Here is a 25,398-nt window from a genome sequence, read left to right on the forward strand (position 1 = left end):
CTCAGACCTCGATCAGTACGGTGAACGGGCCGTCGTTCGTCAGCGAGACCCGCATGCTCGCGCCGAACCGGCCGGTCTGCACGGTCGCGCCCAGCGCCCGCAACTGATCCACCACCGCGTCGACCATCGGCTCGGCGACATCGCCCGGCGCGGCCGCGTTCCAGGTGGGACGGCGGCCCTTGCGGGCGTCTCCGTAGAGCGTGAACTGCGAAATCACCAGCAAAGGCGCATTCACGTCGGAACAGGATTTTTCGCCTGTGAGGATCCGTACCGACCACAGCTTGCGTGCGAGCTGTGCCGCTTTTTCCTTTGTGTCCTGATGGGTGACACCCACCAGGACGCACAATCCCTCGCCGGTGATCTCCCCAACCGTCTCACCAGCAACGATGACGCTCGCGCCATCCACTCTCTGCACCACAGCACGCATACGGACCAACCTATCCGGGGCCGAACGGGTGCAGAGCGTCAGCATGGGCACCATCCGGGGTGGCACCATGCACGGGAGGCGGTGCACCGCACCGGTCGAGGGGAACGGAATACGCATATGAGCACATCTGGCGCCGGGCAGTTGCCCGGTCCCGTATCCATGACCCGGATCAGCTCCGCGCCACGGCCACCCGTGCAGCGCGCGGGCGAGGCTCTCCCGGTGCTCCCCGAGTACGACATCGGCGCGCTGCGCCTGCCGGAGCTGCGTACGCTGCGCAAGGACGCCCAGCGCGACGAGGCCGACCTCAGCTATGTGCGGCGAATGCTGCACGGGCGGATCGACATCCTCCGCGCCGAACTCGCCCGCCGTACCGGTCCGGAGTCACCGGTCGTCGAGCGGCTCTCCGAGATCCTGGCGGACCTCCCCTCCTCGCATCGCGCGTCGGCCCGCCACGTGACTCTCTCCACTCCGCGCAGCGAGGAGATCCGGAAGCTGGCGGCCGACATGCTCGCCGAGTTCGAACTCTCCGACCTGGGTGCCCGAACCGACGAGGAACTGCACACCGGGATGGGCCGGCTGGTCCGCCACGAACAGCAGGTCTCGCGCCGCAGGCAGCAGCTGCAGCGGACCGCGGACGATTGCAGCGCCGAGATCGCCCGCAGGTACCGTGATGGTGAAGCTCAAGTAGACGACCTGCTTCTCTGAGGCGATCCCTTTCCGGGGGCAGGTCCCCCGTTCGGAAGGCCGACGATGACCGCCCCCTCCACCGCCCCACAGTCCCCGGCCGGCGCACCGGTCCTCGCTGAAGTCGTCAGGTCCGGCTTCGTCGAGGGCCGGCACCGGGGATCGCTGGTGATCCTCGCCGCCGACGGGCGGGTGGAGTACACGCTGGGCGACCCGTCGCTGCCGGTCTTCCCGCGGTCCAGCAACAAGCCGATGCAGGCGGCCGCGGTGCTGCGGGCCGGTCTGGAGCTCGCCGGGGAGCGGCTGGCGGTCGCCTCGGCCAGCCATTCGGGCGAGCCGTTCCACCTGGAACTGGTGCGGAAGATGCTCGCCGAACACGGCCTGCGGGAAGCCGATCTGCAGTGCCCGGCGGACCTGCCGCTGGACCCGGTGGAGGCCGAGTCCTATCTCGCGGCCGGCCGGGGCAGGGAGCGGATCACCATGAACTGCTCGGGCAAGCACACCGCGATGATCGCCGCCTGCGAGCTGAACGGCTGGCCCACCGACACCTATCTGGACCAGGACCACCCGCTGCAGCAGCTGGTTCTCTCGGTGGTCGAGGAGGCCGCCGGCGAGCGCGTCGCCGCCATCGGTACGGACGGCTGCGGGGCGCCGCTGATGGCGATCAGCCTGGTCGGTCTGGCCCGGGCCTTCCGCAGCTTCGTACTCGCCGACGAGGGCACACCGGAGCGCCGGGTGGCGGACGCCATGCGCGCCCACCCGGAGTACGTCGCGGGCACCCGCAGGCCCGACACCTGGCTGATGCGCGAGCTGCCGGGGACGCTGTCCAAGATGGGCGCCGAGGCGGTCCAGGCGCTGGCCCTGCCGGACGGCCGCGCGCTGGCCTTCAAGATCGACGACGGTGCGACCCGGGTGCTCGGCCCGGTGCTCGCGCAGACCCTGCAGCGGATGGGCGTCGACAGCCCGGTGCTGGCCCGGCTGGCTGACGCGCCGCTGCTGGGCGGCGTCGCGAAGGTCGGCGAAATCCGGGCGACAGTGGGCGGAGCCGCTGCCTAGCCTGAGCCGCATGACTGTCGACGTGCGCCTCATCACCGAGTCCGAATATCCCGACTGGCTGCGCGCCGTGCACACCGGGTTTCTGCAGCAGCCCGTCACATCGGACGAGGAGATCCGCAGCCGGCGACCGTACACCGACCTGGCGCGGACCCGGGGCGCCTTCGAGAACGGGCGCTGTGTGGCGACGTTCCGCTCCTTCGCCCAGGAGATCACCGTGGTGGGCGGTGCCTCGCTGCCCGCGGACGCGATCAGCAACGTCACCGTCACCCCGACGCACCGCCGCCGCGGGCTGCTCAGCCGGATGATGGCGGCGGACCTGGCGGCGGCGAAGGAGCGCGGCGAGGCGCTGGCCACGCTGATCGCCGCCGAGTATCCGATCTACGGGCGGTACGGCTTCGGCCCGGCGGCGGGTGTCGCGGAGTGGACGGTGGACGTGCCGCGCACCGGCCTGGACCGGCGGTGGTCCGGTCCGGAGTCCGGCCGGATCGACCTGGTCGACGGCGCCGATGTCCGTAAGCTCGGCCCCGAACTGCACACCCGCTTCCGCGCGGTGCAGCCGGGCGCGATCGGCAGGGACGAACGCTGGTGGGCGACCCGCACCGGCGCCGAGCAGTTGCCGGGCCACCCCTGGACGGAGCCCTTCTACGCGGTCTACCGCTCGCCGGCCGGCGAGATCGACGGGCTGCTGGTCTACACGGCCGACGACAAGTGGGGCGACGCCAAGCAGCCGTTGAACACCGCGACCGTGCTGAACATGATCGCCGTGTCACCGGCCGCGCAGCGGGCGCTCTGGCACTACCTCTGCTCGGTCGACTGGATCACCACCGTCAAAACGGGCCACCGGGGCCCCGACGACCTGCTGCCCCTGCTGCTTCCGGATCCGCGGGCAGCCCGCATCACCCTGCAGGCGGACTTCCTGTGGGTGCGGCTGCTCGATGTCGTACGGGCTCTGGAGGCCCGTACCTACGAGGCGGCCGGCACCCTGGTGCTGGACGTGCGGGACGCCGACGGACTGTCCGCCGGCCGCTACCGTCTCGACGCCACACCGGTCGGCGCGACATGCGTGCCGACCACCGAGTCGCCCGATGTCACGCTGGACGTTCGGGAGTTGAGCGCGCTGTACCTGGGCGACGCCTCGGCGGTGCGGCTTGCCGCGCTCGACCGGATCACCGAGGAGACGACCGGCGCGGTCGCGCGCACCGAGGCGCTGTTCCGTACGGCGGTACGGCCGTGGTGCCCGGACGTCTTCTGAGCGGCGCGGGCCGGCGGGAGGGCGGTCAGCCCAGTACGGCCCGGATCTGGAGCATCAGCATGAATGCCCCCAGGCAGCTGCAGGGAACATTGGCGGACTTCACCCCGATGGTGAACATCGCGAGTCCGACCAGACCGGTGACGCCGAACGCGGACTGGACGGTCTGTTCCAGGATGAAGCTGAGTGCGGCGAGCAGGAGAGCTGTGGTGGGCATGGTTTCCCTCCTCCGGGATGGTGGGGAGCACCAGTGCCTGCACGCCGTTGTACGGCTGTATGCCCCGTGGTGAGGTGCTTGCAGTGCTTGCAGTCAAGTGCCATACAAGTGAGGCCAGTTGACTTGCCTTACATGTTCCCGCCCGCGACATGCTCGTAAACTTGTCTGGTAACTGGCCTGGTTTGTCGAACGGGAAAACGCCCCTGCTCGTTCTTGCATGTCAATTCCGCCAAGGTGCGCGGTAGTTGTACGGTAGGGGGGTGGCCTCACGTGACTCAGGCAGTGAAGACAGCAGGAAGTTCCAGGTCATCGCGGACGACCTGCGGACGGAGATCGCTGACGGCGTCTACCGGCCGGGGCGGCAACTGCCCTCGCAGCGTGAGTTGCAGGCCAAGTACGCGGTCTCCCGCGAGACGGTGGGCCGGGCACTGGACGTGCTCAGGGACGAAGGGCTGATCTCGTCGAGCCGCGGCCGGCCCGCCACGGTGACCGCCGCCGGACCGGCAGCGCCGGCCGTCGCGCAGCCGGCCCAGGTGACCCTGCAACCCCGGCTGAAGGAAGCCTTCCAGGCTCAAGAGGTCACGATGGATGTGCTCTCGCTGACCTCCGAGACGATGGCCCAGCATCTGGGCGCCCAGGTCGCCCGGATCAATGACGGCGAGATCCAGCCGCGCAGCATCGCGCTGCGGTTGATGCTTCCCGACATCACCGGCATACGGCTGGCTTTTCCCCGCGGTGTCGACGATCCCGAGGACGACCGGCCGCGCAAGCGCCACCGCGACATGGTGATCAACCACGCGAAGTCGTTGCGGCACTCGCTGCTCAAGCTCCGCCACCAGGGGCTGGTCCCCGAGGTGTCGGTGCAGATCCGGACCGTGCCCTTCACCCCGCCGCTCAAGTTGTACCTGCTGAACAAGGACCAGCTGCTGGAGGGCTATTACACCCTGGAGCAGTGGACACCCGAGCCCATCGACGGAGTGGAGGTCACCATCCTCGACTCCCTCGGCATGGGCGCGACGCTTTTCCCGTACACCAAGCCGGAACAGGCACTGAAGGTGGAAGCGGCGCAGAAATTCTTCGACTCCTACTGGGACCAGTTGTCCCAAGATGCGGATTTCGGCGACTGACGTGCTGCTCTCCCCCGATCCCGACCCCTCCCTCCATCCCGATCCCACTCTCGCTCCCCCCTCCGAACTGCGCGCGCTGCTCTCGGACGCCGCACTGGTGCTCTGGGACTTCGACGGCCCCGTCTGCGGACTCTTCGCCGGGCTGGGCGCGCCCGGGATCGCCGCCGATCTGCGGGCGATGGCCGTCGGGCGGCTGCCGCGGTGGCGGCAGCTCGACGGGCTTGAGGATCCGCTCGCCGTGCTGCGCCTCGCCTACGACGCCTTCCCCAGTGACCCGGACGGTCTGGTCTCCGCCCTGCGGAAACGTCTCGAGGAACTGGAGACCGACGCCGCGTCCACCGCCGAGCCGACGCCCGGCGCGTTCGAGCTGATGGAGCAGCTGCTGGCGGCGGGCAAACAGCTGGTGATCGCGACCAACAACAGCGAGGCGGCCGCCCGCGCCTACCTCGAACTGCACGGAATCGGTTCGTACTTCCGGGCGGTCGTGGGCCGGCACGACGACCCCCGGTTGATGAAGCCGCATCCGTACTGCCTGGAGCGGCTGCTGGCGGAGACCGGCGCCGCGGCGGCGGAGGCTCTGATGATCGGCGACTCACCCGCCGACGCCGTCGCCGCGCGGACGGCCGGGGTGCCCTTCGTCGGCTATCACGCGACGCCGGCGAAACGGGCGCGGCTGCGGGCGGCGGGAGCCACTCACCTGGTCTCGGATCTGGCGGTGATGACAGCGGCGGTCGGCCGGTAGGGGCGTGCAACTGCCTTTACCCTCGCGGGGTTTGAGGTCTTCGATACTCTTGGGTATGAAGGTGAGTGGTGGGCCGGGGACGGCCCGCCGCTGAGTCCTCCGGTCACGAGAGCGCAGGAGCCGCATGCCCGATGTAGCCCGCAGCGCCCACGAACCCGGCGCCCCGGGCCGTACCGCCTCGGGCCATGCCGCCTCGGACCGTACGGTCGACAGCTGGGAATCGCTGTACCGGGCGGCCGGCGAGGGACAGCCGCTCAGCGGTTACTACCACCGCAACTACTGCGTCGGACTGCCGTCCGCCCTCGCCGAGTCGGTCTCGCTCGCCGCCGGCACGCCGGTGAAGGTGCGCGCCCCGATCCCCGACGCGCTGCAGTTCAATCTGCGGATCTGGCCGGAAGGGGAATTGCTCGGCGCGATTGCCGGGCTGGTGGACGGAAGCCCGCGGGTGCTCGCCGACCGGCCCGGTTTCACGGTGTACTCCTTCGCTCCCGGCCGACCGCTCGCCGGTCTGGCCGGCCCGGACCGGCCTGCCGGGCGTCCGTACGCGAAGTCCATCGAGCGGCTCTTCCGGCAGACGGCCGCCGTGCCACCCGGCCTGCTCCCGCCGCTCCCGGTGGGCTGGCCGGACGACGGGGACTGTGCGGGCTTCCTGCGTACCCTCATCGACTTCACCGAGTCCGAGGTCAGAGGGCGGTGCGGCGCGGCCCACCGGGAGCTCTTCGCCGCGCTGGGCGTCGGCGACGACGCCCTCGAAAGGCTGCGGACACGGGCGGACGGGCTGGGCCGCCGCCCCTTCGCGTTACTGCACACCGACGCGCATGCCGGAAATCTCATCGTCGGTGAGGACGGCAGCCTCTCCCTGATCGACTGGGAGCTGGCGCTCTTCGGCGATCCGGTCTACGAGCTCGCCGCGCACCTGGCGCGCATGCGGTACGGGAGGCGCGGGCAACGGCAGGCCGCGGTGCGGGCCTGGCGTGCCGCGCTGGCCGTGAGCCGTCCGAAGGCGTTGACGGGACACCGCGGTGCCCTGCGGACCTATCTGGACTTCGAGCGGTTGCTCTCGGCGCACATCGATGTGATCCGGCTGACGACAGCGCTGCGCCACGGCCGGCCGGGACCGGCGGCGCTGGGCTCGACGGCGGTCCGGATCCGCGCCGTGCTCGGTGCGGCGCGCGGCCCGCTGGGGTTGCGCCGGGTGCCGAGCTCCGAGCGGATAGCGCTGGCCTGCGGCCGCTGGCTACGGGCCACCCGGTCCGAGGACACGGCCGTCGGACCGGGGGCGGGGCGCCGTGCCGCGTGACCGGCCGGAACTGGGCGGCCGACGGGCGCTTTTCCGCTTACGTGGCCTATGTACGGGGCCCCGGAAGTGGTTCGATGCACTTCTGACCATATGAACGAGTCGGTACGAAGCGAACAGGCGGCACCCGTGATCCGTGAAAACCTCAGAGCCCGGATCGCCTCCACCCGATGCGTGCTCTTCGACTTCGACGGCCCGGTCTGCCGGGTGTTCGCCCACCACGCGGGGCAGACCCCGTTGAGCGTGGCGGCCGACATGCGGCAGCTGGTGCGGGAACGCGGAATCAGCCTGGAGCTCACCGACCCGCTGGACGTGCTGCGGGCGGTCGGCGAACTCCGCCCGGGGAGCGAGCTCCTGGCGGACCTTGAGGAGTGGCTGACCCAGCAGGAGCTGCGGGCGGCGCCCGGCGCGTGGCCCACGATGTACGCGGACCGGCTGATCCAGACCTGGCGCGCGACCGGATGCCGGCTCGCGGTCACCGCGGACGCCTCGGCCCGCACGGTCGCGAAGTACCTGGCGCGGCGAGGGCTGACCGAGTGTTTCGGCCCGCACATTTACGGCCGCACGGCCGACGTCGGCCTGCTCAAACCGCACCCGCAGCTGCTGCTTCAGGCGTTGCAGGACATCGATACCGACCCCGGTACCGCGCTGATGATCGGAGATTCGGTGTCGGATCTCAGGGCGGCGGAGGCGGCCGGTGTGCCGTTTCTCGGTTACGCCACCCACGACCGGCGGGTCGACGAACTCGCCGCGGCCGGCGCCGACCTGGTGCTGAACACCTTCGAGCCGGTGCTTGACGTCCTCTGGAACCGCTAGCCCGACCGCCGGTTTTTCCCTCACCGCACCGCTGTTCACCCGCCGAGCAGCAGCACCTTCCCCACCAGGTCCCGCCCCTCGATCGCGGCGTGCGCCTCGGCCGCCCGCTCCAGCGGATAGGCCGCCCCGATCACCGGGTGCAGCCGCCCCGCCGCCGCCTCCGCGAAGGCGGCGGCCGCATGACGGACGTAGTCAGCGTCCGCCAGCTGTACGTCGCTGATGCCCAGTAGGGTGATCCCTCTGCGCGCGGCCTCGTCCCGGTCCACCGGTGCGAAACCGCCGGCCGGTGCGCCGTGCGCGGAGAAGCGGCCGCCGTCGGCCAGCAGCGCGAACGCGGTCAGGCCGAACGTTCCGCCCACGCCGTCCAGCACCACATCGGCGCCCGCAGGGCCGAGCACCTTGCGGGCCTGCTCCGGCCAGTCCGGTCCGGCCGCGTCCACCACCTCGTCGGCGCCCAGCTTCCGTACCAGGGCCGTCTTCCGTTCACCGCGAGCCACCGCGACCACCCGGGCGCCGATCGCACCGGCCAGCTGGATCAGCACCGTCCCCATACCGCCGGAAGCACCGAGGATCAGTACGCTCTCGCCCGCCGCCAGGGCCGTGTTCTCCAGCAGGGCCTGCGCGGTGGTCCCGTCGTGCACCAGAGCGGCGGCCTCGCGCAGCCCGAGCCCCTCGGGCACCGGGACGAGGCGGGTCACCGGGGCCGTCGCGCGTTCCGCGTACCCGCCCGTGAAGCCGATCGAGGCCGCCACCCGGCGGCCCGCCCATCCGGGATCCACCCCGTCGCCGGTGGTGAGGACCGTGCCCGCGATGCCCCCGCCGGGCACATACGGCGGACGGACCGGGAAGCTGTCGCTGAACGCGCCCGAGCGGATCTGGGTCTCCACGAAGAGGGTGTCCACGGCGGACACCGCGACCACCACCTCGCCGAGCTCCGCCACCGGGTCGGGAGCTTCCGCCGTCCGCAGCGCCTCGGGCCCGCCGAACTCCGTCGCCTGGATCACCCGCATACCGTTCACACCCCTTGTCGGCCGGTCGCCGGCCGGTTCTCGTCCGGTTGTGGTCCGAGTCTCGAACGTCAAGCGCACTTGAGGTCAACCCCGGTTGCGCACGCGCAACAGTCATGCCGGCCCGCCCGCAGGTCAGGCCGACCGCCACGGCAGACCCCGGTGCCGGAAGCCGGTGGGGCGGTGCGCGAGGGTGGGGGCACGGAGAAGGCACCCGGGCGGGCATGCCGGGGACGCGGTGCACCGTCCACGATGCTTGCCGGAGGAGCCGGAACCGGTGGCCCGTTGGCGCGCGAGGTAGGGACGACATGGACATCGTGGTCGAGTTCGACCGGGATCCTTCGGCCGGGAACCGGTTGACGGACGAGCTGTACTCCGGGCTACCGGTGACCGGGCCGGACGCCGTCGGCGCACCGCCTCCCGGGCTGCTGGGGACCGCGGTCGCCCGGGCCGACGGCGCGCTGCTGGGCTGGGTGACGGTGTACTGCCCCGGCCCCGAGCCGGACGTGGCGATCGCCCGGCGACTGCTGACGTCGCCGGAGCGGGAGCGGATCGTCGCCGGTCATGTCGCCGAGCCCGACGGGACCGGCGACGAGGAGGCCGCTCTGACCCGGCTCTTCCGCCGCGCGGCGGACGAGGCACGCGCCGCCGGATTCCGCGTGCTGCAGTGGGACGACACCGAGTCGGAGCTGGATGCCCGGGTGGCGGCCGAACTGGAGGCCTCCGTGCACCAGGAGATCGGCCGGAAGTGGGGCAGTTCCGCGCTGGAGCGCTGGGAGCCGCGGGTGGCCCTGCCGCCGGTACGCACCCGTCGGCCGGTCGCGGGGCCGGGGTGGCAGGGGCTGGAGCTGCTGACGGACGGGGACGGCGCGGCCCGTATCGCCGCGATGGTGGCGGGTGAGGAGATGTACGTCGAGAGGGTCGGCCACCATGGCGTCGACGCTCTCGAACTGGGCGCTCTGGTGGCCGAGTTCATCCGCCAGGTGCGCCGGGTGCACCCCTCGGTCCTGTCCTTCCAGGTCCGCGAGTCGTCGGACGAGGTACTCGGCGCGGCGCTCAGGGCCGCCGGGCTCCGGGTCAGCCATCGGTGGTGGCAGTACCGCCTGGCGCTCTGAGTGACGGCGCTGATCGCGGCCTGGATCTGGTAGGGGCCCGGCTGGTTGCGGCGAAGGCACTGCCGTACGAGGGACTGGCCCTCGTCGATGAGTGCGCGGTCCCAGAGCCCACGGTCCTGGTCGGCCAGCAGGATCAGTCCGCCGTCCGCCCCGGTGCGAGCGGGCCTGCGGGATTCGGTGAGCAGCATCAGCGACAGCAGGGGCCCAGGACCCCCGGCTCATCGGGCACGTTCACGTGGTGCACCCGGTCGGGCGCGCGGTCACTTCGCCGCCTGTGTGCGGTGCTGGTGCACGCGCAGGTGCAGGGTGGCCAGATCCAGCAACGGGGTCTCGACGGAGAGGGCCCGCGCGCGGTCCAGCAGGTCGCCGAAGAGGTGCTCGACCTCGGTCGGGCGGCCGTCGACGACATCCCGGTACATGGAGGAGGCGAACGGGCTGCCGGACCTGGTCACCAGTTCCTCGGTGAAGGCGATCTTCTCGGCCGGCACCGGGTAGCCGGCCGCAGCAGACACCGCGGCGGTCTCGGCGAGGATCGCCGGACCGAGCGCGGCGCCACCGGGCACGGCGGTGACATCGCCGACCGTGCCGCGCATCAGACAGGTCAGTGCGCCGACGGTCGTGATGAAGGCCCACTTGTGCCACATCTCGGCGACGATGTCCTTCGACGTGTGCACCTCCACGCCCGCCCCGTCCAGCAGGGCGTGGATCGCGTCCACCCGGGCGGAGGGGCCGCCGTCCTGTTCACCGAGCGTCAGATTCGCCATCGGGGCCAGCCGGACGATGTCCCCCTCGTCGTTCAGCGCGGTGACGATCATGGCGACACCGCCGAGCACCGGCCGGGTGCCGAAGCGGGCGTTGAGCGCGTCGATGTGAGCCAGGCCGTTGAGGAAGGGCACGATCGCGGTCTCCGGGCCTATCGCCGGGGCGACATCGTCGATGGCCTGCCGCAGCGCGGTGGACTTCACCGAGAACAGCACCAGGTCGTAGGGGCCGGCGAGTTCATCGGCGGTGACCAGCTTCGGGGCGATCGTGATGTTCGTACCGAGCCCGGTGATGCGCAGCCCGCGCTCCCGCAGCGCGGCCGCACGGCGCGGGCGCACCAGAAAGGTGACGTCCAGCCCTGCCCGGGCCGGCAGGGCGCCGAAGTAGCCTCCGGTGGCTCCGGCGCCGACGACGAGAATCCTCATGAGTGTGCACCTTTCGTGGTGGTTCCAGATTCCCGCCGGACCCGCAACGGCTGCAGCAGGCGGTGTGGACGCAGCAGCGCGAGGGCCACCGGATCGTCGCCCTCGGCGGCCGGCGGCAGCCCGGGGCCGGGGGCGACCACGATGTCCCCGACCTCGACAGTGCCGCCGCAGCCGGTGCAACGGCCGTCGGCACCGACCGGCGCGCCGTCGGCCCCGTGACGGAAGATCCGGCGCACCCCGGCCGCCGCGTAATGCTGATCGCCCCAGGCGGTGAGCGCATGCACGACGGGCCAGAGCGACACGCCCTTCTCCGCCAGCGCGTACTCCGCACGCCGCCCGGGCCCCGGCACCCGGTCCAGTACACCGGCCTCGGTGAGCGCGGCGAGCCGATCGGTGAGGACGGCGCGTGGGATCCGCAGGTGCGCCGCGAAGTCCCCGAACCGCCGGACTCCGAAGAACGCGTCACGCAGGATCAGCAGCGTCCAGCGCTCGCCGACGATCTCCAGTGAGCGGGCAAGCGAACACGCCTGTCCGGTGTAGTCGCGCGGGAGGGTCATGCCTCACCCTAACCCCAAATGGTTCGGTGAGTGAACCAAATCCTGGACGGCATCCGCGATCTGCAGGGCGGCCTGGGCCGGGGTGAGGTGCGTGGTGTCGACGACCTCGGCCTCGGCGTGCAGCCACGTGCGGGCCGCCTCGGCGTAGGGCTCGAGGTATCTGAGACGGAACGGGGAGTCGGGGCCCAGAACGGTGTCCCCGGCGATGCGTCCGCGGAGGGTCTTCTGGTCGGCGTGGAGGACGAAGTGCCGTACGGGAATGGCATGGTGAGCGAGGCCCGTGCTGATCTCGCGCCAGTACCGCTCGACCAGGACGGTCATGGGCATCACCAGAGTGCCGCCGGTGTAGTCGAGTACGCGGTGAGCGGTCTCGACGACGAGCTGCCGCCACGGCGGCCAGTGCTGGAAGTTGTCCGTCCCGGGCAGCCCCGGCGTGATGTCCATGAGCGTCTCGCCGACCTTCTCGGCGTCGAACACCCGTGAACCCGGGATCAGCTGCTGCACGAGTGCACTGGTCGTCGTCTTGCCTGCTCCGTGAGTGCCGTTGAGCCATACGATCATGGGGCCGCACGCTAGCGCCGTGCGGGCGGCGGGAACGGACGCAGCAGAAATCCGATACGGCTTCGGCGTTGTGCAACGGGGCCGAATTCACCCGGGCTGTCATGACGGACGCCTGGTGAGCGTGTCAGTCGTCGCTCCTGGTGGCCACAACGGCCCAGGTGCGGTGCGGCACTTGGATCACCTCGCCGGGGAAGCGGTCGCGCAGCACCCGGCCGAGGGCGTCGTCGAAGCGTTCCACCTCGTCCGGCGGCAGACTGGCTCCGACTCCAGCACTGGCGCGGATCCGGCCCCGCCACGCCTCGGGCGGGTACGGCACGGCCAGGTCGAAGGAGAAGGTCTCGATGCCGGTGAAGCCCGCGGTGGCCAGGTCGGTCAGCCAGCGCGGGTACAGGCCGGTGCCGCCGCCCATGGTCCAGGCCGGGCTGAAGGAGAGGATCAGCTCCTCGGTCGCCTCGACCACGTTGCCCGGCAGTGGCAGCCAGTCGAAGTGGGCGATGACCGCCCGGCCGCCGGGGCGCAACAGCCGCCGCATCTCGGCCGCGGCCTTCGGTGCGTCGAACCAGTGCCAGCACTGGCCGGCCGCCGCTACGTCGTACGACGCGTCGGGCAGTCCCGTCGACTCCGCCGTGCCCACCCGGTAGTCGGTCTCCACTCCGGCTTCCCTGTCGAGCATCCGGGCCTGCTCGAGCAGCGGCGCCGCTGGGTCCAGGCCGGTCACACGCGCCCCTGCACGCGCGAACAGCCGGGCCAGGGTGCCGGTGCCGGTCCCGAGGTCGAGCACGTCCTTGCCGGGGAAGGCGATGCCGTGCCGGTACAGGTGAGTGACGATCTGCGGTGGGAATCCGGCGCGGTGGCGGCCGTAGTCCTGCGCGGTAGGCCCGAAGTCAGGACGGAAGATGCTGGTCACCGGCGGGTCTCCTTGGAGCGGAAGGACAGGGGTACAGGGGTGGCTACGCCTCGGACGACACCGGCGTCACCGGGTGCGGACGGGTCCGTTCCGCCCACCCGGCCGCGGCCGGAGCGGGCAGTCCGCGGCGGTCGGCACGCTGGGCCGCTTCTCTTGAGTCGGGCGTCACGTCGGCGGCCGGGTGAGTCTGGCGGCCACGGCGTCGAGGACCCAGTCCAGGCCGGTCGCGAAGGATGCCTCGGCGTCCACTTCCGTGCCGTCGTACACGGCCTTGGCCAGCGCAGGGAAGCGGCCGGTGGCCAGCATTTTCGTCACGTGCGGGCCGGAGGCGCGCTGCCAGTCGCGCTTGGACATGCCCGTAGCGCGCTCGGCCCGCAGGTTCGCGATCTCGCGCCTGATCGCGCCGGTGAAGTAGGCGCTGACAGTCTCCACGGCGCGCATGACGGTGTCGACGTCGGCGAGACCGTCGAGGGCGGCCAGCTTGGCCTCGGTCACGGCAAGGCCGTTCGGGCCCAGGGCCGGGCGGCCGCCGAGCAGGTCGGCCAGCCATTCGTGACGGAGAGCGGCCTGCCTGGTGCGGTGGGCGAGGATGCGCAGCGCCTCCCGCCAGTCACCGGGCTGCTCCTCGGGGAGAATCTCGGCCTGCACCTCATCCACCATGAGGTCGAACAGCTCCTGCTTGGTGGAGATGTATCCGTACAGCCGCATCGGTCCGGCGTTCAGCCGGGCGGCGACCTTGCGCAACGACACCGCCTCCAGTCCGCCCGCGTCGGCCAGCGCGATGGCGGCGGCGACGATCCGCTCCCGGTCGAGTGGCACGGGGCGAGTCGGCGGATCCGGCCGGTCCCACACAGTCATGGTCACACCGTACTCGTGCGATTCATCGTCCTGAGACGATACGCTGTATCGGTATGAGACAACGCATCGCAGTGGTCGGGAGCGGTCCTGCTGGGCTTACCTTCGCCCGTGTCCTGCACCGCCATGGCTACCCCGTAGCCCTCTTCGAACGCGATCCCGCCCCCGACGCCCGCCCTCCGGGCGGCATGCTGGACCTGCACGAAGGGCTGGGCCAGCTCGCGCTGGACAAAGCGGGGCTGCTGGCGGAGTTCCAGGCGCTGTCCCGTCCCGAGGGACAGGCCATGCGCATCCTGGACGCGGACGGGACCGTCCTGCGGGACTGGCGTCCCCGTCCGGAGGACCGGGCCAATCCCGAGATCGACCGTGGACAACTCCGTGACCTGCTGCTCGGCCCTCTCGACGTCCAGTGGGGGCGGGGCGTGACGCAGGTGGTGCCGGGGGCCCGGGACGGCGTACTGGTCCATTTCGCGGACGGGCGACAGGAGACGTTCGACCTCGTGGTCGGCGCGGACGGCGCCTGGTCGCGGATCCGCCCGGCAGTATCGTCGGCGACGCCGCACTACACCGGCGTCACCTTTGTCGAGACTTCCCTGGACGACATCGACACGCGCCACCCCGACCTCGCCCGGATGGTTGGCGACGGCTCCGTGGCCGTCTACGGCGTGAACCGGGCTCTCGTCGCCCAGCGCAACTGCGGCGGCCACGTCAAGGTGTACGCCCAGTTCCGCGCGCCGCTGGACTGGCCGGCGAGCCTCGACCTGGCCGACGTCGAGGCCGTGCGATCGAGCCTGCTGGCTCTGTTCGACGGCTGGGCCGGTCCCGTCCTCGACCTCCTCCGCCACGGCGCCGCTTTCGTCCACCGCCCCCTCTACGTCCTGCCCGTGTCCCACACCTGGACCCACACCGTCGGGGTGACGCTATTGGGCGACGCCGCCCATCTGATGCCCCCCTTGGGGGCGGGCGCGAACCTCGCGATGCTGGAAGGCGCCGAACTCGCTGAATCCATCGCAACCGGCCCCGGAGATCTGGACGAGGCCGTCCGCGCCTTCGAGGAACAGATGTGGGCGCGGGCCGGCAGGTGGGCGAAGATCACGACGGCCGGTCTGGAACGCCTTGTCAGCCCGGACCCCGCCGAAGCCCTCGCCCTCTTCGACCAAGTCCAGCAATCCTGACTGCCAAGCGTGAGCGGTCCGGAACGCGAGATACCGGCTGAGGGCTCCGTGGCTGTCGGGGGTGAAGCACCACTCCAGCAGGGCCGACCGCAGCTCCGGCTCGGTCAGATATCTGTGGGCAGGGGCAGCCTCTGACCTGCGGTGTCTACGGTTGAGTGGGACAGGGTGGCGGTCGGTGTCCCGCTCAACCGTAGGCAGCATGATGCCGCTCGCTCCTACTGCTGGAGCTCCATGACGTCGGCGACCACGCAGCTGACGTTGTCGGGGCCGCCGGAGCCATTGGCGAGTGCGATGAATTCGCGGACCGCCTGCTCGGGCTCACTGATCTCGGAGAGCACCCGGTGGATCTCTGGGGTCGGCACGACGGTCGACAGGCCGTCGGAGCAGAGCAGGTAGCGGTCTTCCCGCTGGGCGTCGTGCAGACGCATGTCGGGGGTGCCATCGGCTCCTTGGCCCAGGGCTCGTAGCAACAGGGACCGCTGGGGGTGGGAGGCGGCTTCCTCCGGGGTGAGACGTCCTTCGTCGACCATCGACTGCACCATGGTGTGATCGTGGGTGATCTGGAACAGCTCTCCGTCGCGCAGGAGGTAGACGCGGGAGTCGCCGATGTGGACGACGGCCAGCTGTGAGCCGGTCCAGAGCATGGCGGTGAGTGTGGTGCCGGCCTCTTCGGGCGATGAGGCGGGTCCGGCGACGCCGTTGACGGCCTGTTTGGCCTGTTCGATGGCGTCCTCGAGGAGGTTGAGGAGATCGCCTGCCGGGATGCTGTCGGTTTCGAGGCGCTTGAGCGCGTCGACGGCGGCGGCGCTTGCGGGGGCTCCTCCGCTGCCGAAGCCGTCGGCGACTGCGAGCAGGCGGGACCCTGCATAGGCGGTGTCCTGGTTGCTCTCACGGACAAGGCCCGTGTCGGAAAGAGCGGCGTAACGGATTCCCAGGGGCTTGGCGGTCGGAGACATAGCGGGGTCCTTCCAGGACAGATGGCCGATGAGGAAGGAAGCGAGGTCTCGCCGCGCGGCGGTGTCGGCCTCGACCTGGGCCCAGAACGCGCGGACCTCCCGGGCTGCCGGGCCTGCCTCCAGCGTGCAGACGTGCTGGATGCGGGCCAGGGGCATCCCCAGGCGCCGGAGCCAGGCGACCAGCCGGGCTTGCTCCAGCTGTTCCGGGGCGTAGAGACGGTAGCCGGTCACCGGGTCGACGCGAGCGGGAGTCAGCAGACCGAGCTCGTCGTAGAGACGCAGCGCCTTCGGTGACAGCCGGGATGCCTTCGCGAACGTCCCGATGGTCAGCAACCCCATGCCCGCTCTCCTCCTCATGCCGAGCACGTCGCCCGGCCTCACCGATGCTGTGGCCTCCCCCAAGGTGAAGGTCAACCGGAGTCCTGCTCCGGCTCGGTCAGATGGTCTCCCACTCGCTCGGCGGCTGAGTGATCAGTCAAGGACGCCGATCCGTCGGTGGGCATCGATGCCTCACCGGGCCGTGGAGGCGGTTGCGCCTCTTGGAGGGTTCAGGAGGCCTTCGATCTGCCTGGCTGTGGCCTCGATGGTGGTGCTGAGCCACGTGTGGCTGGTGCCCCGCAGGGGCGTCTGCAACGGGAAGCGGCGCTTCAGCTGACGGACGTGCACGAGAGCTGGCGGAGCGAAGTGAGGCCGTGGCCTGTCCAGCGTTACGACCGGGGAGCGCTCCGACCCCGTCAGCGAGTGCACGGCTGCCGGGAAAGCCTGGTCGATCCATGCCGACGTCAAAGGCCCTGCAGAACACGATCAAGTGCTGACCGGCCTGCGGGCCCCCAGTTCGACTTGCCGCCGGGCAGGCCGAGGTCCCCGTTCTGGCCCATCAGCATCAAGAACAGGCTCTTCATCGCTGCCAGCCCGCGCGCTCGTCGGATCGCCGCCTCATCCGCCTGTGCGTAGCAGTTGAAGAACCGAGGGGCGCCGCCTGCGGGGAGCAGCAGCCAGGCGGCCGCAAGATCCCAGGCCGGGTCGCCGGCGAAGAGTGCGCCGAAGTCGACGACACCTGCCAGTGTGCCGTCCGCGACGACGACGTTCGCGGGGTGCAGGTCACCGTGCACCCACACCCGCGGGCCCTCCCACTCGGGAGCCGCAACCGCGTCGTCCCACACGGCCCGGATTTCGTCCTCGGTGAAGCGCCCGAGGTCCACGGCCTGCAGGAAGTCCTCGAAGCCGGTCGCGCAGTCCTTGGGGTGAGCGCCGAAGTCCGAGGCGTCCGGCGCGTCGATGGACGCCTCCGCATGCAGCGCTTTGAGGAAGGCCGCCAGCATGTCGGCCGCGTGTTCGCCGCGGGTGATCGAGCCGTGGTCCAGCGGCGTGCCTTCAACCCATGTCATGACGGTCCAGATCTTGGGGAAGCGCTCGGACGGTGCACCGCTCCGCACCGGAGTCGGGATCGGAAGCGGCAGACGCGAGGCCAACACCGGCAGCCAGCGGCGCTCCTTGAGCTGCAGATCGGGGCGCTTGTCCATCCGCTGCATCCGGACGGCCAACCCGTTCCCGAGGCGCCACATCTGGTTGCCCCAGCCGCCCGCCACCTCACGGATGGGCAGCTCGGCCAGGTCCGGATGCTGTTCCCGCAGAAGGTCGCGGACCAGATCTTCGCTGATCTCAATCTCGTGTTCGATCACGCGGAATCACAGTACTTGAGGCAGACGGAGCCAATCTTGCTCTTCGGGGATCCAGATCCCCGGCTGGAGCCCCCAAGCTTCCTCAAACCTGCAGGGAAGCGCCGAAGGGCGCATCCCGTCCGCCAACTAGCGTGCTCATCCGCCGACTGGAGTGCTCAGTCACACTGTGCGGCTCGGCGGCTACGGACGACTGGTGACAGAAATCCATGCGAAGTGACAGTTATCGTTGCGAGTCGAAGCGGCGAACGGGTGGCGTGGCACACTTTTGCTAGCGTTGTGCTTGCAGAAGTTAGCGGTATGGGTGCAGCATCGACGCATGGCATCACTCAACGTCGGCAATCTCGGCGAGTACCTACGCGAGCAGCGGCGCACGGCGCAGCTGTCGCTGCGGCAGCTGGCCGATGCCGCGGGGGTGTCGAATCCGTACCTCAGTCAGATCGAGCGCGGGCTGCGCAAGCCGAGCGCGGACATTCTGCAGCAGCTGGCCAAAGCACTGCGGATCTCCGCGGAGACGCTGTACGTCCAGGCCGGGATCCTTGACGAGCGGGAACGGGACGAGCTGGAGACGCGGGCCGTCATTCTGGCCGACCCCTCCATAACCGAGCGGCAGAAGCAGGTGCTGCTCCAGATCTACGAGTCCTTCCGCAAGGAGAACGGGCTCGCGACGGACACGCCCCGCACCGCGACGGACGCCGCCCAGGTACCGGAGAACGAACCGCAGCCCGAAGCAGAGCAAGCGGCAAAGCAAGCAGAGCAAGCGGTAGAGCAAGCAGAAAAGCACGAGCAGAACTGATCCGGAGGACACCAGTCATGGCCATTACCGACGACCTGCGCAAGACCCTCACCGACCCGACTCCGCTCTACTTCGCCGCGGGTACGGCGGACCTTGCCGTGCAGCAGGCCAGGAAAGTGCCCGCGCTGATCGAGAAGCTCCAGGCCGAGGCGCCGGCCCGCATCGACGCGGTGCGCAACACCGACCCGAAGTCGGTTTCGGACAAGGTGACCCTGCAGGCCAAGGAGGCGCAGGCCACCGTGACGGCGAAGGTCACCGAGGCGTTCGACTCCTTCGACAGCGATCTGAAGAAGTTCGGCGAGACGGCCCAGGACCTGGCGCTGCGGGGCGTCGGTATCGCCGCGGAGTACGCGGTCAAGGCGCGGGAGGCGTACGAGAAGGTCGCCGAGCGCGGCGAGCAGACCGTGAAGCACTGGCGCGGCGAGGCGTCCGAAGAGATCGTCGACTTCGCGGTGGCCGTCGAGCCCGAGCCGGTGCGTAAGCCCGTCCCGAAGCCCACGTCGGTCGCCAAGCCCACGTCGGTCGCCAAGCCCGCGCCGAAGGCCGAGGTCAAGGCCGGGACGTCCGGGACGGCGGCTACGCCGAAGACCGGGCCCAAGTCGGAGCCGAAGAGCGGGAGCAAGGCCGCACCGAAGGTGGTCAAGGCCGACAGCAAGCCCTCGGCGGCCCCCCGCAAGCCGGTCGCCCCGCGTAAGCCCACGACGACGACTTCGACGACTTCGACGACATCGGCGACGGCGAAGAAGGCGACGCCGCCGGCCGGGAAGTAAGCCGTACGGCGAGGGAGAAGTGGTACGTCACGGGCCGGACACCTTCTCGGTGTGCGGCCCGTTCTCCGGGTAGCGTGGCCCTGTTGACGGCCGGGTCGAGCAGGTGGTGGTGGGCGCAGTGCTGATGCAGGGTTTCGCGGGATTGATGTCGCTGTTGAGCTTGGCGCTGATCCTTTTCAGCGGCTTCGCGCTGGTGGACGCGGCGATCCGCCGGGAGGACGCCTATCGCGCGGCCAGCAAGCAGACCAAGCCGTTCTGGCTGATCATCCTGGCCATCGCGTTCGTCGTGAACTGGCTGTTCTCCATCTTGTCGTTCCTGCCGGTGATCGGGCTCATCGCGACCATCGTGTACATGGTCGACGTCCGGCCCGCGGTCCGGCAGATCGCCGGCGGGGGTGGCGGCCGCAGGGGCGGCGGCTCCAGCAGCGACGGGCCGTATGGGCCCTATAACGGTGGGCGTTGAAACCCAGCGGCGTTGAAGCCGACGGGCGTTAAGCCCACCGGCGGTTAAACCGGCGGCCGTTGAAACCCACGGGCGTTAAACCCGGCCGGCGTTCAACCGCCCGGCATTTCAACCGGTGGGCGTTCCAACCGGCGGCGTTCACCGGGGCGGTCCCGGCCCGTCAGCGCCTGCGTTCCAGCAGCAGGACCGCCACGTCGTCCGTCAGTTCGCCGCCGTTGAGCTCACGTACCTCGGCGACCGCCGCCTCCAGCAGGCTCTCGCCGCGCAGTCCCGCCGTCAGCTGCCGGTCGATCATGGCCACCATGCCGTCCTGGCCCAGGCGCTGAGTGCCCTGGCCGATCCGGCCCTCGATCAGCCCGTCCGTGTACATCAACAGGTTCCAGGTGCCGCCGAGTTCGACCTGGCGGCGCGGCCAGCGGGCGCGGGGCAGCAGGCCGAGCGCGGGTCCGCCGTCCTCGTACGGGAGCAGCTGGGCGGTTCCGTCGTCGCGGGAGACCAGCGGGGCGGGATGGCCGGCCAGGCAGAGCCCGGCCCGCCGTCCGTCCGGGGAGATGTCGACCGTGCAGAGGGTGGCGAACAGCTCTTCGCTCTCCCGCTCGTGCTCCAGGACCTCCTGAAGCGTGGAGAGCAACTGGTCGCCGCAGAGCCCGGCGAGCGTCAACGCGCGCCAGGCGATGCGCAGTTCGACACCGAGCGCGGCCTCGTCGGGGCCGTGGCCGCAGACGTCGCCGATCATCGCGTGCACGGTGCCGTCCGGGGTACGCACGACGTCGTAGAAGTCGCCGCCGAGCAGGGCGCGGGAGCGGCCGGGGCGGTACCGGGCGGCGAAGCGCAAATCCGAGCCGTCGAGCAACGGCGTCGGCAGCAGGCCGCGTTCCAGCCGGGCGTTCTCCTGCGCGCGCAGCCGGGACTCGGCCAGTTTGAACTGCGCGGTGTCGGCGCGTTTGCGTTCCACGGCGTACCGGATGGCGCGGTTCAGCAGCCTGCCGTCCAGTTCGTCGCGGAGCAGGTAGTCCTGCGCGCCGACCCGGACCGCCTCGGCGGCCCGTTCCTCGTGAACGGAAGGGGCCAGCGCCAGTACGGCGTGGTTGGGCGCGAGCCTGAGGACATGCCGCAGCACGGAAAGGCCATCGTCGTCGTCGGCACCCTGCAGTGCGAGGTCGAGCAGGATGCAGTGGACGTCGTCGGTCAGCAGCCGCTCGGCCTCGGTGAGGTTGCGGGCGGTGCGGACACGCACCCGCTTTCCGGCAGCGTCGAGCATCTCCGGGACCGTGAAAGTGCCCGCCGGGTCGTTCTCGATCACCAGCAGCGTGAGGTCGGTGCTGCCGGTCGAGTCCGATCCTCTGGTCTGTTGGGGCAGAACGGCCTGACCGCTCTCCATCGCTTCGGTTTCCTTCCCTCCCCCCGAGGGCACGGTGCGACGCCAGTCGGCGCCCCACCAGACGGGGACCATAGCCGGTCGCGGGGCCCCAACGGAATGGCGTGCGGGAAACGGCGCGGGGCATATGCCGTCTCCCGCCAGGCATGCGGCGGTTTGGCGGTGGCCGCGGCCATGACGAACGTCACTGCACCGGCCCCGCACGTCCGTGACGTACGCAACTACGCGTCCGTGACGTACGCAACTACGCGTCCGTGACGTACGCAACTACGCGTCCGTGACGTACGCAACTACGCGTCGGGTCGCACCACGCCCAGAATCGGCATGGATCCCGCGCCGCCGATGCTGACGTTCCGGCCGGGCCGCGGCGCGTTCACCATGGCCCCGTCGCCGAGGTACATACCGACGTGGGTGGCGTCCGAGAAGTAGATGATCAGATCACCGGGGCGCATGTCCTTCACCGCCACGTGCGGCAGCTGCTTCCACTGCTCCTGCGAGGTGCGCGGGATGGGGTGCCCGGCCGCCGCCCAGGCCTGCGAGGTCAGCCCGGAGCAGTCGTACGACTTCGGGCCCTCGGCGCCCCAGACGTAGGGCTTGCCGATCTGCTCGGTCGCGAAGGCGACGGCCTTCTTGCCCTGGGCGCTGGCCTTGTTGTTGATCTCCTTGAGGATGCCGGAGCTCAGCCAGCTGGTCTGCGCCTCGGCCTCGTGCTCCCGCTCCAGCTCGGCCAGCCGCTCGCGCTCCTTCTTGGCCAGGCCCGATTCCAGCTTCTTGGCCGCCGCGAGCTTCTTCTCGACGTCCTTCTTGGCCTTCGCCTGCTGGGTGCGGTTGGCCTCCAGCCGCCGCCACTGGGCGCTCGCGTCCCGGGTGTACGCCGTCAGCTCCTGCTGGCTCTTGTCGAGTTGGGCCAGCAGCGTCTGCTGGGCGTGCTGCCCGGCGCGCAGCCGGTCCGCGCCGTCCAGGAATTTCGCCGGGTCGCCGCTGAGCAGCAGCTGGGCCTCGGGCGGCAGTCCGGCGTCCCGGTACTGGGCGCGGGCCTCGCTGCCCAGCTGCTGCTTCAGGAGATCGATCTTCGTCTGGCCCTTGACGATGTCCTGGCCCAGTTCGACGAGCAGCGTGGACTGCTTGGCGGCCTGCTCCTTGGCGAGGTTGTACGCGTCGGTGGCGGCGCCCGCCTTGCGATAGAGGGCGTCGACCTCCTTGCGTACCTCTTCGAGGCTCTTCTTCGGCGCTCCGGCGGCAGGGGGTGGCTGAGGGTCGGCGTACGCAAGGGTCGGCGCTGCCAGCACGGTCATCGCGCAGACCAGGGTGATCGCAGCGGCAACACGGCGGCGTCGGTTCACGGGCTCCCCCTGCAAAGCTGATTAACCGTCAGTAACGTACTGTCCCCGGCGCGATGCTGCCACATACGCCGCGAATGCGACAGAGCCCTCCGGCGGAGCCCTCCGACAACTCCCGGCAGCCCCCGCTCAGTCCCGGCCCGCCCCGGCTGCCCCTCCGACTCCTCCGACGAACCGCAGCCGTCTCAGGTTCCCGGCCGTGGCGCCAGCGCCGCCCAGTCGACGGTGACTTCGCCCTGCCGCCACCGGCGGACGTCGTCCGTCAGCGGCCAGTCCGCCGAGATGCTGCGGACGGCCGTGATCCAGCGCTGCCGGGCGCCCAGCGGGGCATACGGAGCGGCCGCGGCCCAGGCCCGGTCGAAGTCCCGCAGAAAGGCATGGACCGGCTCGCCCGGCACGTTGCGGTGGATCAGCGCCTTGGGAAGCCGCTCCGCCAGATCGGAAGGGCGCCCCAGGGAGCCGAGGCGGGCGGCGAAGGTGACGGTGCGCGGGCCCGCCGGATCGAGGGCGACCCAGACGTGCCGCCGTCCGATCTCGTCGCAGGTGCCCTCGACCAGCAGGCCGCCCGGGGCCAACCGGGCACGCAGCCGGTGCCAGACAGCGGCCACCTCCGCCTCGTCGTACTGCCGCAGCACATTGGCCGCCCGGATCAGCACCGGCCGCCGGTCGGTCGGCGGGACCTCGAAACCCCCGTGCCGGAAGGTCAGCCCCGGCCGTTCGTACGGCTTCGCCGCGGCCACCCTGGCCGGCTCGATCTCGATGCCGACGACCTCGGCGGCGGATGCTGCCGTACGCAGCCGCCGCAGCAGCTCGACGGCGGTCCAGGGGGCGGCCCCGTACCCCAGATCCACCGCGAGCGGATCGAGCGAGCGGCGCAGCGCCGAGCCGTGCACCGCGGTGATCCAGCGGTCCATGCGGCGCAGCCGGTTGGGGTTGGTGGTCCCTCGGGTCACGGCGCCGACCGGGCGCGTGCCGGCGGGGCGGGAGGGGGGCGGGGCCATGCGTCGAGGATAGGTGAGCCGCGTCCAGGTAATTGTTCGGTAAAGCGGAAATGCGGAAGGGGGCTCCCGCTGTTCCCCTCCAGTGCCGGGGTACTCGACGCTGTGCCCTGCATGCCCGTGCCACGCGAGGAGAGGACCGCCCACGTGAGCCAGTACGTGTCCCGGCTCGGCGGACGGATCGGCGCACCCGCACGGCCGCCCAGGCTGATGTTCGCCGGGCACCGCAAGCCGCGCAGGGTCGCCATGCTGAGCGTGCACACCTCGCCGCTGCACCAGCCGGGCACAGGCGACGCGGGCGGTATGAACGTCTACATCGTGGAGCTCGCCAAGCGGCTGGCCGCGATCAACATCGAGGTCGAGATCTTCACCCGGGCCACCACCGGCGGCCTGGAGCCTCTCGTGGAACTGTCGCCCGGCGTGCTGGTACGCCATGTGGACGCGGGCCCGTACGAAGGCCTGGCCAAGGAGGAGCTGCCGGCTCAGCTCTGTGCCTTCACCCACGGGGTGATGCAGGCCTGGGCGGGCCACCGGCCCGGCTACTACGACCTGGTGCACTCCCATTACTGGCTCTCCGGCCATGTCGGCTGGCTGGCCGCCGAGCGCTGGGGCGCGCCGCTGGTGCACGCCATGCACACCATGGCCAAGGTCAAGAACGCGGCGCTCGCCGAAGGCGACACGCCCGAGCCCGCCGCGCGGGTCATCGGCGAGACACAGATCGTCCGGGCCGCTGACCGGCTGATCGCCAACACCGCCGAGGAGGCGGACGAGCTGGTCCGCCACTACGACGCCCAGGCCGGCAAGGTCGCCGTGGTCCACCCCGGGGTGAACCTCGACCGCTTCCGCCCCGCCGACGGCCGCGCCGCCGCCCGCGCCAGGCTCGGCCTCCCGCAGGACGCCTTCGTCCCGCTCTTCGCCGGCCGCATCCAGCCGCTGAAGGCCCCCGACATCCTGCTGCGCGCGGTAGCCGTGCTGCTCGACCAGGACCCGTCGCTGCGCTCCCGGATGGTGGTCCCCGTCGTAGGAGGACCGTCCGGCAGCGGCCTCGCCAAGCCGGAGGGCCTGCACAAGCTGGCCGCCCGGCTGGGCATCTCCGAAGTCGTCCGCTTCTGCCCGCCGGTCCGCCAGGACCAGCTCGCGGACTGGTTCCGCGCCGCGTCGGTGCTGGTCATGCCCTCGTACAACGAGTCCTTCGGCCTGGTCGCCATAGAGGCCCAGGCGGTCGGCACGCCGGTGGTCGCCGCCGCGGTGGGTGGGCTGCCCGTTGCCGTACGCGAAGGGACCACCGGTTTCCTGATCCCCGGCCACGACCCCGCCCAGTACGCGCAGGCGCTGCGCCGCTTCATCGAGGCCCCGCACCTGGTCGCCCGGATGGGCGACGCCGCCGCCCGGCACGCCCAGTCCTTCGGCTGGGACACCGCGGCCTCGGCGACGGCCGACGTCTACACGGCCGCGATGCACGAACACCGCCGTCGCGTACGCTCGCACCATGGCTGACGCGACCGATGCGACCGACGGTACCGACGCACGACGGGTCATCGAGCAGGCGTTCCTCGACGCCGAACTGGAGTGGGAGTCCCCGGAACCCGGGTCCTACGTGGTCAAGCTCCCCGGCACCCGGAAGCTCTCCACTACCTGTTCGCTGATCCTCGGCAGACACTCACTGTCCGTCAACGCCTTCGTGATGCGGCACCCCGACGAGAACGACGACGCGGTGCACCGGTGGCTGCTGGAGCGCAACCTCCGGCTCTACGGGGTGAGTTACGCGATCGATCCGCTCGGTGACATCTACCTGGCGGGCAAACTCCCGCTGTCGGTGGTGACTCCCGACGACATCGACCGCCTGCTGGGATCGGTACTGGAAGCGGCGGACGGCCCCTTCAACGCCCTGCTCGAGCTGGGCTTCGCGAGCGCGATCCGGCGGGAGTACGCGTGGCGGGTGGACCGGGGCGAGTCGACCCGGAACCTGGACGCGTTCACCCACCTGACCGGCGGCTCGGCGAGCTGAACCGGCGGCCCCGTGCGGCCGCGCGGGCGAG

Annotated in this window: 27 protein-coding genes and 1 pseudogene; 14 read left to right on the forward strand and 14 right to left on the reverse strand. The window is 70.8% G+C overall.

Annotated elements, in window-relative coordinates:
• Nucleotide 1 precedes the first annotated feature (1 nt).
• The gene (gene dtd, locus AB0436_RS28335; protein WP_366470793.1) at nt 2-427 is read right to left on the reverse strand and encodes a D-aminoacyl-tRNA deacylase; all 426 of its coding nucleotides are present in this window, start codon (nt 425-427) and stop codon (nt 2-4) included.
• A gap of 117 nt (nt 428-544) precedes the next feature.
• On the opposite strand from dtd, the gene AB0436_RS28340 reads away from it, so the two are divergent.
• Genes AB0436_RS28340 through AB0436_RS28350 form a run of 3 tightly spaced genes read left to right on the forward strand, consistent with a single transcriptional unit; the run spans nt 545 to nt 3,419 of the window.
• Nucleotides 545-1,132: an ABC transporter substrate-binding protein gene (locus AB0436_RS28340; RefSeq protein ID WP_366470794.1), complete on the forward strand. Its 588-nt coding sequence runs from the start codon at nt 545-547 to the stop codon at nt 1,130-1,132.
• A 45-nt stretch (nt 1,133-1,177) separates the two neighbouring features.
• Nucleotides 1,178-2,167: an asparaginase gene (locus AB0436_RS28345; RefSeq protein WP_366470795.1), complete on the forward strand. Its 990-nt coding sequence runs from the start codon at nt 1,178-1,180 to the stop codon at nt 2,165-2,167.
• A 10-nt stretch (nt 2,168-2,177) separates the two neighbouring features.
• Complete coding sequence (locus AB0436_RS28350) at nt 2,178-3,419, forward strand: GNAT family N-acetyltransferase (RefSeq protein ID WP_366470796.1); 1,242 nt, start codon at nt 2,178-2,180, stop codon at nt 3,417-3,419.
• A 25-nt stretch (nt 3,420-3,444) separates the two neighbouring features.
• On the opposite strand, the gene AB0436_RS28355 is transcribed toward AB0436_RS28350, so the two are convergent.
• Complete coding sequence (locus AB0436_RS28355) at nt 3,445-3,633, reverse strand: hypothetical protein (protein WP_366470797.1); 189 nt, start codon at nt 3,631-3,633, stop codon at nt 3,445-3,447.
• A 260-nt stretch (nt 3,634-3,893) separates the two neighbouring features.
• Here AB0436_RS28355 and AB0436_RS28360 point away from each other — a divergent pair, with 260 nt between their 5' ends.
• From AB0436_RS28360 to AB0436_RS28375, 4 genes are all read left to right on the forward strand, one after another.
• Nucleotides 3,894-4,760, forward strand: a complete 867-nt coding sequence (locus AB0436_RS28360) for a winged helix-turn-helix domain-containing protein (RefSeq protein WP_366470798.1) — start codon at nt 3,894-3,896, stop codon at nt 4,758-4,760.
• Nucleotides 4,741-5,502 carry an HAD family hydrolase gene (locus tag AB0436_RS28365; RefSeq protein WP_366470799.1) on the forward strand — a complete coding sequence of 254 codons (762 nt, stop codon included), beginning with the start codon at nt 4,741-4,743 and terminating at the stop codon, nt 5,500-5,502. The genes AB0436_RS28360 and AB0436_RS28365 overlap by 20 nt, the downstream gene beginning before the upstream one ends.
• Nucleotides 5,503-5,626: 124 nt before the next feature.
• Nucleotides 5,627-6,802 (forward strand): phosphotransferase, encoded by a 1,176-nt coding sequence (locus AB0436_RS28370; RefSeq protein WP_366470800.1) that lies wholly within the window; start codon nt 5,627-5,629, stop codon nt 6,800-6,802.
• Nucleotides 6,803-6,928: 126 nt separating this feature from the next.
• Nucleotides 6,929-7,615, forward strand: a complete 687-nt coding sequence (locus AB0436_RS28375; protein WP_366470801.1) for an HAD-IA family hydrolase — start codon at nt 6,929-6,931, stop codon at nt 7,613-7,615.
• 35 nt (nt 7,616-7,650) lie between these two features.
• Here AB0436_RS28375 and AB0436_RS28380 read toward each other — a convergent pair whose 3' ends face one another.
• Nucleotides 7,651-8,625: a zinc-binding dehydrogenase gene (locus AB0436_RS28380; protein WP_366470802.1), complete on the reverse strand. Its 975-nt coding sequence runs from the start codon at nt 8,623-8,625 to the stop codon at nt 7,651-7,653.
• 305 nt (nt 8,626-8,930) lie between these two features.
• Between AB0436_RS28380 and AB0436_RS28385 the strand changes: the two genes are divergently transcribed.
• Nucleotides 8,931-9,737, forward strand: coding sequence for a hypothetical protein (locus AB0436_RS28385; protein WP_366470854.1), 807 nt, complete (start codon nt 8,931-8,933; stop codon nt 9,735-9,737).
• Between the two features lie 2 nt (nt 9,738-9,739).
• Here AB0436_RS28385 and AB0436_RS28390 read toward each other — a convergent pair.
• The 6 genes and pseudogenes from AB0436_RS28390 to AB0436_RS28415 form a co-directional block, all read right to left on the reverse strand.
• A pseudogene (locus tag AB0436_RS28390) lies at nt 9,740-9,966 on the reverse strand (DUF6596 domain-containing protein); the annotation flags it as partial.
• Between the two features lie 31 nt (nt 9,967-9,997).
• Complete coding sequence (locus AB0436_RS28395; RefSeq protein ID WP_366470803.1) at nt 9,998-10,924, reverse strand: ketopantoate reductase family protein; 927 nt, start codon at nt 10,922-10,924, stop codon at nt 9,998-10,000.
• Nucleotides 10,921-11,481 (reverse strand): helix-turn-helix domain-containing protein, encoded by a 561-nt coding sequence (locus AB0436_RS28400; RefSeq protein WP_366470804.1) that lies wholly within the window; start codon nt 11,479-11,481, stop codon nt 10,921-10,923. Before AB0436_RS28400 ends, AB0436_RS28395 begins: the two co-directional genes overlap by 4 nt.
• Nucleotides 11,482-11,484: 3 nt before the next feature.
• A complete protein-coding gene (locus AB0436_RS28405; protein ID WP_366470805.1) occupies nt 11,485-12,042 on the reverse strand; it encodes an ATP-binding protein in 558 nt (185 codons plus the stop codon).
• A 124-nt stretch (nt 12,043-12,166) separates the two neighbouring features.
• Nucleotides 12,167-12,949 carry a class I SAM-dependent methyltransferase gene (locus tag AB0436_RS28410; RefSeq protein ID WP_366470806.1) on the reverse strand — a complete coding sequence of 261 codons (783 nt, stop codon included), beginning with the start codon at nt 12,947-12,949 and terminating at the stop codon, nt 12,167-12,169.
• Nucleotides 12,950-13,114: 165 nt separating this feature from the next.
• Entirely contained in the window at nt 13,115-13,807 is a 693-nt protein-coding gene (locus AB0436_RS28415; RefSeq protein ID WP_366470807.1) for a TetR/AcrR family transcriptional regulator C-terminal domain-containing protein, read from the reverse strand.
• A 53-nt stretch (nt 13,808-13,860) separates the two neighbouring features.
• Between AB0436_RS28415 and AB0436_RS28420 the strand changes: the two genes are divergently transcribed.
• Nucleotides 13,861-14,979: an NAD(P)/FAD-dependent oxidoreductase gene (locus AB0436_RS28420; protein ID WP_366470808.1), complete on the forward strand. Its 1,119-nt coding sequence runs from the start codon at nt 13,861-13,863 to the stop codon at nt 14,977-14,979.
• A 215-nt stretch (nt 14,980-15,194) separates the two neighbouring features.
• Here AB0436_RS28420 and AB0436_RS28425 read toward each other — a convergent pair whose 3' ends face one another.
• Both AB0436_RS28425 and AB0436_RS28430 read right to left on the reverse strand, forming a co-directional pair.
• Nucleotides 15,195-16,274, reverse strand: a complete 1,080-nt coding sequence (locus AB0436_RS28425) for a MerR family transcriptional regulator (protein ID WP_366470809.1) — start codon at nt 16,272-16,274, stop codon at nt 15,195-15,197.
• A 443-nt stretch (nt 16,275-16,717) separates the two neighbouring features.
• Nucleotides 16,718-17,617: a phosphotransferase gene (locus AB0436_RS28430; RefSeq protein ID WP_366470810.1), complete on the reverse strand. Its 900-nt coding sequence runs from the start codon at nt 17,615-17,617 to the stop codon at nt 16,718-16,720.
• A gap of 316 nt (nt 17,618-17,933) precedes the next feature.
• Between AB0436_RS28430 and AB0436_RS28435 the strand changes: the two genes are divergently transcribed.
• The 3 genes from AB0436_RS28435 to AB0436_RS28445 all read left to right on the forward strand — a co-directional run bounded on the left by AB0436_RS28435 (nt 17,934) and on the right by AB0436_RS28445 (nt 19,643).
• Entirely contained in the window at nt 17,934-18,410 is a 477-nt protein-coding gene (locus tag AB0436_RS28435; protein ID WP_366470811.1) for a helix-turn-helix transcriptional regulator, read from the forward strand.
• Between the two features lie 17 nt (nt 18,411-18,427).
• Entirely contained in the window at nt 18,428-19,180 is a 753-nt protein-coding gene (locus AB0436_RS28440) for a hypothetical protein (RefSeq protein WP_366470812.1), read from the forward strand.
• A 118-nt stretch (nt 19,181-19,298) separates the two neighbouring features.
• Complete coding sequence (locus AB0436_RS28445) at nt 19,299-19,643, forward strand: DUF2516 family protein (RefSeq protein ID WP_366470851.1); 345 nt, start codon at nt 19,299-19,301, stop codon at nt 19,641-19,643.
• A 160-nt stretch (nt 19,644-19,803) separates the two neighbouring features.
• Here the strand turns inward: AB0436_RS28445 and AB0436_RS28450 are convergent, their stop codons facing one another.
• The 3 genes from AB0436_RS28450 to AB0436_RS28460 all read right to left on the reverse strand — a co-directional run bounded on the left by AB0436_RS28450 (nt 19,804) and on the right by AB0436_RS28460 (nt 23,362).
• Nucleotides 19,804-21,024, reverse strand: a complete 1,221-nt coding sequence (locus AB0436_RS28450; RefSeq protein WP_366470813.1) for a fused response regulator/phosphatase — start codon at nt 21,022-21,024, stop codon at nt 19,804-19,806.
• 287 nt (nt 21,025-21,311) lie between these two features.
• Nucleotides 21,312-22,364: an NlpC/P60 family protein gene (locus AB0436_RS28455; RefSeq protein ID WP_366470814.1), complete on the reverse strand. Its 1,053-nt coding sequence runs from the start codon at nt 22,362-22,364 to the stop codon at nt 21,312-21,314.
• Nucleotides 22,365-22,546: 182 nt separating this feature from the next.
• On the reverse strand, nt 22,547-23,362 hold the full coding sequence (locus tag AB0436_RS28460) for a class I SAM-dependent methyltransferase (RefSeq protein WP_366470815.1): 816 nt from the start codon (nt 23,360-23,362) through the stop codon (nt 22,547-22,549).
• A gap of 144 nt (nt 23,363-23,506) precedes the next feature.
• Between AB0436_RS28460 and mshA the strand changes: the two genes are divergently transcribed.
• Complete coding sequence (mshA, locus tag AB0436_RS28465; protein ID WP_366470816.1) at nt 23,507-24,856, forward strand: D-inositol-3-phosphate glycosyltransferase; 1,350 nt, start codon at nt 23,507-23,509, stop codon at nt 24,854-24,856.
• Nucleotides 24,849-25,367: a YbjN domain-containing protein gene (locus AB0436_RS28470; RefSeq protein WP_366470817.1), complete on the forward strand. Its 519-nt coding sequence runs from the start codon at nt 24,849-24,851 to the stop codon at nt 25,365-25,367. The genes mshA and AB0436_RS28470 overlap by 8 nt, the downstream gene beginning before the upstream one ends.
• The last annotated feature ends 31 nt before the right edge of the window (nt 25,368-25,398 follow it).

It is taken from the genome of Streptomyces sp. NPDC051322 (genome assembly GCF_040689485.1).
GTDB lineage: Bacteria > Actinomycetota > Actinomycetes > Streptomycetales > Streptomycetaceae > Streptomyces.

What these genes read in the sequence shown, in the direction of transcription:
- dtd (WP_366470793.1), bottom strand. Translation starts at nt 427, where the DNA reads ATGCGTGCTGTGGTGCAGAGAGTGGATGGCGCGAGCGTCATCGTTGCT.
- AB0436_RS28340 (WP_366470794.1), top strand. Translation starts at nt 545, where the DNA reads ATGAGCACATCTGGCGCCGGGCAGTTGCCCGGTCCCGTATCCATGACC.
- AB0436_RS28345 (WP_366470795.1), top strand. Translation starts at nt 1,178, where the DNA reads ATGACCGCCCCCTCCACCGCCCCACAGTCCCCGGCCGGCGCACCGGTC.
- AB0436_RS28350 (WP_366470796.1), top strand. Translation starts at nt 2,178, where the DNA reads ATGACTGTCGACGTGCGCCTCATCACCGAGTCCGAATATCCCGACTGG.
- AB0436_RS28355 (WP_366470797.1), bottom strand. Translation starts at nt 3,633, where the DNA reads ATGCCCACCACAGCTCTCCTGCTCGCCGCACTCAGCTTCATCCTGGAA.
- AB0436_RS28365 (WP_366470799.1), top strand. Translation starts at nt 4,741, where the DNA reads ATGCGGATTTCGGCGACTGACGTGCTGCTCTCCCCCGATCCCGACCCC.
- AB0436_RS28370 (WP_366470800.1), top strand. Translation starts at nt 5,627, where the DNA reads ATGCCCGATGTAGCCCGCAGCGCCCACGAACCCGGCGCCCCGGGCCGT.
- AB0436_RS28380 (WP_366470802.1), bottom strand. Translation starts at nt 8,625, where the DNA reads ATGCGGGTGATCCAGGCGACGGAGTTCGGCGGGCCCGAGGCGCTGCGG.
- AB0436_RS28385 (WP_366470854.1), top strand. Translation starts at nt 8,931, where the DNA reads ATGGACATCGTGGTCGAGTTCGACCGGGATCCTTCGGCCGGGAACCGG.
- AB0436_RS28395 (WP_366470803.1), bottom strand. Translation starts at nt 10,924, where the DNA reads ATGAGGATTCTCGTCGTCGGCGCCGGAGCCACCGGAGGCTACTTCGGC.
- AB0436_RS28400 (WP_366470804.1), bottom strand. Translation starts at nt 11,481, where the DNA reads ATGACCCTCCCGCGCGACTACACCGGACAGGCGTGTTCGCTTGCCCGC.
- AB0436_RS28405 (WP_366470805.1), bottom strand. Translation starts at nt 12,042, where the DNA reads ATGATCGTATGGCTCAACGGCACTCACGGAGCAGGCAAGACGACGACC.
- AB0436_RS28415 (WP_366470807.1), bottom strand. Translation starts at nt 13,807, where the DNA reads ATGACTGTGTGGGACCGGCCGGATCCGCCGACTCGCCCCGTGCCACTC.
- AB0436_RS28420 (WP_366470808.1), top strand. Translation starts at nt 13,861, where the DNA reads ATGAGACAACGCATCGCAGTGGTCGGGAGCGGTCCTGCTGGGCTTACC.
- AB0436_RS28425 (WP_366470809.1), bottom strand. Translation starts at nt 16,274, where the DNA reads ATGGGGTTGCTGACCATCGGGACGTTCGCGAAGGCATCCCGGCTGTCA.
- AB0436_RS28435 (WP_366470811.1), top strand. Translation starts at nt 17,934, where the DNA reads ATGGCATCACTCAACGTCGGCAATCTCGGCGAGTACCTACGCGAGCAG.
- AB0436_RS28440 (WP_366470812.1), top strand. Translation starts at nt 18,428, where the DNA reads ATGGCCATTACCGACGACCTGCGCAAGACCCTCACCGACCCGACTCCG.
- AB0436_RS28450 (WP_366470813.1), bottom strand. Translation starts at nt 21,024, where the DNA reads ATGGAGAGCGGTCAGGCCGTTCTGCCCCAACAGACCAGAGGATCGGAC.
- AB0436_RS28460 (WP_366470815.1), bottom strand. Translation starts at nt 23,362, where the DNA reads ATGGCCCCGCCCCCCTCCCGCCCCGCCGGCACGCGCCCGGTCGGCGCC.
- AB0436_RS28470 (WP_366470817.1), top strand. Translation starts at nt 24,849, where the DNA reads ATGGCTGACGCGACCGATGCGACCGACGGTACCGACGCACGACGGGTC.